The organism is Coprococcus intestinihominis, from assembly GCF_040096555.1.
GTDB classification, from domain to species: Bacteria; Bacillota; Clostridia; order Lachnospirales; family Lachnospiraceae; genus Coprococcus_A; species Coprococcus_A intestinihominis.
The window spans coordinates 1-4,591 of sequence record NZ_JBBMEK010000264.1 but is presented as its reverse complement, the minus strand read 5'-3'; the positions used below and the strand labels follow the sequence as shown (position 1 = coordinate 4,591).

7 protein-coding genes are annotated in these 4,591 nt (G+C 41.3%); all 7 read right to left on the bottom strand.

Features of this window, described 5'->3' with window-relative positions:
• Positions 1-847, bottom strand: an 847-nt coding sequence (locus tag WMO25_RS15230; RefSeq protein WP_349086024.1) for an IS1096 element passenger TnpR family protein, incomplete at its 3' end; no start/stop codon positions are given.
• 164 nt (positions 848-1,011) lie between these two features.
• Entirely contained in the window at positions 1,012-1,332 is a 321-nt protein-coding gene (locus WMO25_RS15225) for a hypothetical protein (RefSeq protein WP_349086023.1), read from the bottom strand.
• A gap of 18 nt (positions 1,333-1,350) precedes the next feature.
• On the bottom strand, positions 1,351-2,334 hold the full coding sequence (locus WMO25_RS15220) for a helix-turn-helix transcriptional regulator (protein WP_349086022.1): 984 nt from the start codon (positions 2,332-2,334) through the stop codon (positions 1,351-1,353).
• Between the two features lie 15 nt (positions 2,335-2,349).
• On the bottom strand, positions 2,350-2,556 hold the full coding sequence (locus WMO25_RS15215) for a hypothetical protein (RefSeq protein WP_349086020.1): 207 nt from the start codon (positions 2,554-2,556) through the stop codon (positions 2,350-2,352).
• 64 nt (positions 2,557-2,620) lie between these two features.
• Positions 2,621-2,755 (bottom strand): hypothetical protein, encoded by a 135-nt coding sequence (locus WMO25_RS15210; RefSeq protein WP_349086019.1) that lies wholly within the window; start codon positions 2,753-2,755, stop codon positions 2,621-2,623.
• Positions 2,756-2,787: 32 nt separating this feature from the next.
• Complete coding sequence (locus WMO25_RS15205; protein ID WP_349086018.1) at positions 2,788-3,309, bottom strand: O-acetyl-ADP-ribose deacetylase; 522 nt, start codon at positions 3,307-3,309, stop codon at positions 2,788-2,790.
• A gap of 39 nt (positions 3,310-3,348) precedes the next feature.
• A complete protein-coding gene (locus tag WMO25_RS15200; RefSeq protein WP_349086017.1) occupies positions 3,349-4,443 on the bottom strand; it encodes an HNH endonuclease domain-containing protein in 1,095 nt (364 codons plus the stop codon).
• Between the last annotated feature and the right edge of the window lie 148 nt (positions 4,444-4,591).

The window sequence follows — 4,591 nt, the reverse complement described above, 5'->3', positions numbered from 1 at the left end:
TGGATTTCAGCCAGGTCTTAAAGCTTTCACCTTTCTCATAATCATCGTCCCAATATATATCTTCATAATTCTCACTGGGAAAACGAAAATACATACCAACCTGACGGGTCCACTCTTTTACCAATCCCCCATCTGTCATTTTTTTGAATTCATCCTCATATGGAACATAGCTATGAAGGTGGCTGTTTTGCCATCCAAAAGCTTTCATGATTGCATAATGAAGACCATGCAGTGTCATATTACCCGGAACAATAAAATCTCTGGTAATTCCATCCTTCATTCTTCCGTATCTTCTAAGAACTTCCTTATGTTCATCTGCGAAATATCCCAGGTCCAGTTCCAGATGAAGCTGCATTGCCATAGGAACCCGCTTCATCTCTGCTTCGATCATGTCCCAGAATTCTTTTTTCTCTTTCAGCAGCCGTTCTTTTTCGGATCTTAATTCTTCAAGAAGACGACGCTGCTCCTGAATATCATTCTCTTTCTTTTTTGAACGTGCTTCTGTATTGGTAACCTGATTTTTAGCTGCCTGCTGCATCCGTCCTCTATATTCCTCACTTCGAATCGCTTCGTTACTTCTGTCTTCCCCTCCATACTGCCCACGTGAATAGGGCATATAAGACTGAACATTCTTCTCCGATATAACAAGCTCCTCGGCTATTTCAGCTACACTTTTGCCCTTTGCAAGCAAATCTGCTACCTGTTCACTGGTTTTACTGTGCCATAAGCCCTCCGTAATTAGTACTCTTCGTACTTTGATTGGATATGTACCAAGCTCCTCTGCTGTCTTCTTTACAGAACCCGTCTCTTTATAAATATTAATAATCTGCTGATATAACTCATCCATATATCAGGACCTCCTTCATGTATTTTAGGTGGCCTACCTTTTATTTATGATATCAGTATACGACCAAGCAATTAACGTGTCAACCTTACCTTTTAGTCATCAAAGAAATACATTTCCAGGTTATATGAAGACCCGAAAACCCTGCATATTTTACCACATTCACATTACCAGCGTTGCACCATGAATTTCACTCTCTCCTGCACGTCTTCACTAAAATCAGACAGATCCTCAAGGCCAATCACCTCATCCTGAACCAATCGAACGAGATCGATCAGCATATCTGATTTGCTGACAGATAAAATAACGCCAGGAGCTTTGCGATCTTTTTTGATACGCTCTTCCAGTGCCCAGAATCGTTCAGAACCCTTTTTATCACAGGTCAGCAACTCTACATATTCCCTGCATAAACGTTCCATATAATTTTCCTGCCAGCCAGGAAGTTTCTCACGGAACAATTTCCAATCACGTTTTGATACTTCTACCATAATCTCACCTATAACCGATCAATAATTCTCAAGCACATCCTGCAGATATGCCTTATATTCAGCCTTCACATTTTCCGGACCGGTAATCTTCATTCCAGATCCGATACCGGTTACCCAACCAAAGAACTGTGAACTTACCGATACCAGTACTCTGGTTTTGAAATAATCTTCTCCCTGCGGAATCAACCACACATCATGACCAAAACGGTCAATCACAACACCGGCCAGTTCATTCTTGCATTCCAGCGTAACTTCCGCATCCACGCCGCCGTACATTCCAAAGGTTTTCTTAGCAAATGCAGCCAGATCAAAGTTCTTGAAGGAATCTTCACCCTTACGATCTGTTTCCAGGATCTCAGTATTCTGCATCTTATCTACACGATAATGCTTGATAATTCCGGCCGCTGCATCATAAGCCACCAGATAATAGTTCTCATCATCCCAGGTCAGTGCCCACGGGCTGACAATATAGAATGCACCATCTTTCTTCAGTTTCAGTTCCTTCTTGACCGTCCATTCGGCATAATGGAATTTAATCTGTTTGTTCTCGTAAATCGCGGTGTGAATGTAATCTACGTTATAATAAACAGTTTCATTCTCTGTCTTCGGGCGGTTTACGATGAAAACATATTTGGAAAGCATTGCAGCATCCGTCCTGCAGCAGAGCTTCTCTAATTTCGTTATCAGTTCCTTGGATTTCTTCTCCGTGATAAACTTAGAGGACTGTACAGCATCTACCAGGAGCTTTAACTCAGGCAATTCAAAATCTCTGGCCCCAATATAATAGCCAGGATTTTTACCCTTCTTCTGCTGAATATCCAGTCCAAATTTCTCAAGGATCTCCATCTCTGTATATATCGTTCTTCGATCTGTACTGATGCCATATTCCTGATCCAGAATCGTGCATAATTCCGATGCATTCAGCATGTGCGTATCATCGGTACGTTCCAGAAGGATTTCCATCAAATATAAAGTACGGAGCTTCTGATCAAAGGAAGCCATCTCGATCAATCCTCCTTATGCTTTTTCTAATTTATCTTTGTCAAAATAGACCTTATCACCTTCATTAATATCTCGTTCATAGAGCATGGCATCTTCTGCCTTCACTCGCATCTCTTCACCAAAAGAATCAATGAGTGTAACGACAGCCATAACCGGTGCACCTTCTTCCCGTTCTTCACAACCAAAATCCAGGTCTTCCTCAATTCTTTTTACAGTATACATGATTTGTTATCTCCGATATATATATTATTCCATGCAAATTATTTCAATTGATACAGTCCTTACTCTACTGAACATCCTCTCTTCTACGAACAGCAATCATAAACAGTTTTGTCATAATTGGAATGTAAGTAGCTACGAATACACCAAGGGCACCTGCTTCCTTTCCTATATCCGTTGCTTTACATCCAGCAAATAACATGCAGGATAACATTGCAACAAGTAAGATCTTTGTTACATATTACTCAATTTCATAATCGCATCGTCATAAGCTTCCCGTGTCCTATCATCAAAAAGGACAAAGCGAACATAATCAAACCCCTCCTGATGTTCCATATAGAAAGCCTTTACAGTTTTTACTGCAATTTCTGCAGCCTCTTCTAACGGATAACTGTATACTCCGGTAGAGATAGATGGAAATGCAATAGTACGAATCCCGTGTTCCAATGCAATCTGCATAGAATTACGATATGCATTGGCAAGCAGCTCCTCTTCTCCATGATTTCCTCCATGATAAATCGGTCCTACAGTATGAATGACATATTTACATGACAGGTTATAAGCTCCGGTAATTTTAGCTTCACCGGTATTACATCCGTGAAGAGTTTTGCATTCCTTCAGTAATTCCGGTCCAGCTGCCCGGTGAATAGCACCATCAACACCGCCGCCACCAAGAAGGCTGGTATTTGCCGCATTTACAATTGCTTCCACATCCGTTTGTTTTGTAATGTCTCCCTGTACGGTCTGTATTCTCATATCGTCACTGCTCCTTTGCCATCTTTATCAACTTTTCAATTAAAGAAGTTGATAATTCCATATCTCATATCCCTGCCGTCTTGCCGAGTCATAGACCGGCTGCATATTTTTTTGCAGGATATTGTAGAATTCTTCCTTGGTATTCCCAGGTCTGTATAATTCCTGACCGGCCCAGATAGAATGAAGATTATCTCTGTAACAGGCTTCGAAACGTTTATGTAATTCTTCCTTCTCGTGGATCAGTTTGTACATCCCAAACTGATTTTCTGCAAACACAATAAAGAACGGATCCCACTTGGGAAGCTTGTTACTCTTCGACGAATTCAAAGAAGAATCCATCGGCATCAGGTTCCAAAGTTCATCATTCATCACAAAAGACCATGGTATAAAATGATCAACATCATACTGCTTTGTTATAATCGGCTTACCTGTAAAGACATCGCATACTTCTCTTACTTCCAGAATGCCTTCCCAAAGTTTACGTACGTTATTCAGCTTTCGCATCTTTTCATCCATCGGAGCCAGCTTGTAGATCAGGCCCGGAACCTCCGGATTATTATTCTGCAGCCATTTCACTTTTTCATATTGAATCCATCCCAGAATATTTACCGTATTGTCCTGAATCATGCGCATCCAATCCGGATTGAAATGAACTTCCTTTTTCAGTTTACTGCTATCTCCAAAGGTATAAGGCAGGCGAATTACAGTACTATCGATTCGTCTGATATACTCCGTTAATCTGCGGATGCTTCCCCACGGCACTTCCTCTGAGCTTTTTGAGAAAAAACCTGCCAATGCCCGACCGGGAACCATATTGGTCAGCTGTTCCTTAGCAAGTTTCAGGTCGGCATTGTGCTCCCGAATCGCATTTTTGATTTCCACTTTGGATGCATTTGCCGGCAAATCACTGAGTTCTGTCAGTTTAAGAACCGCACGTTCCAGACCGTCTCTGACAAGACCATCTGCCTGCATGCCACTAAGGTGAATATGAAATTCTCTTACGGAATACCATGCATTACAGATCATTTCATCAATAATCGCATCAAAGGTAGTATCCTGAATCCCCTTCGAAATGATATCTACGATTGCTTCCAACCAGTAAAATTTATAACAGTAGGACGGATCCTTCATCATCTGAGAGAAGCCTTCTATATCCAAGGTGTTGTGGTACTCTCCATTGATATGTAAGGAATATCCTATTTGCGGAGTATCAAATTGAGCCACCTCTCATCACCCCTTCCTGGTCTGACATCGTCAGTGATCCAATATTCTTCTATCGTAA

Excerpts from the sequence above, each read along its gene's own strand:
- WMO25_RS15225 (WP_349086023.1), bottom strand. The coding sequence starts at position 1,332 with ATGGTAGAAGTATCAAAACGTGATTGGAAATTGTTCCGTGAGAAACTT.
- WMO25_RS15220 (WP_349086022.1), bottom strand. The coding sequence starts at position 2,334 with ATGGCTTCCTTTGATCAGAAGCTCCGTACTTTATATTTGATGGAAATC.
- WMO25_RS15215 (WP_349086020.1), bottom strand. The coding sequence starts at position 2,556 with ATGTATACTGTAAAAAGAATTGAGGAAGACCTGGATTTTGGTTGTGAA.
- WMO25_RS15210 (WP_349086019.1), bottom strand. The coding sequence starts at position 2,755 with ATGTTATTTGCTGGATGTAAAGCAACGGATATAGGAAAGGAAGCAGGT.
- WMO25_RS15205 (WP_349086018.1), bottom strand. The coding sequence starts at position 3,309 with ATGAGAATACAGACCGTACAGGGAGACATTACAAAACAAACGGATGTG.
- WMO25_RS15200 (WP_349086017.1), bottom strand. The coding sequence starts at position 4,443 with ATGATGAAGGATCCGTCCTACTGTTATAAATTTTACTGGTTGGAAGCA.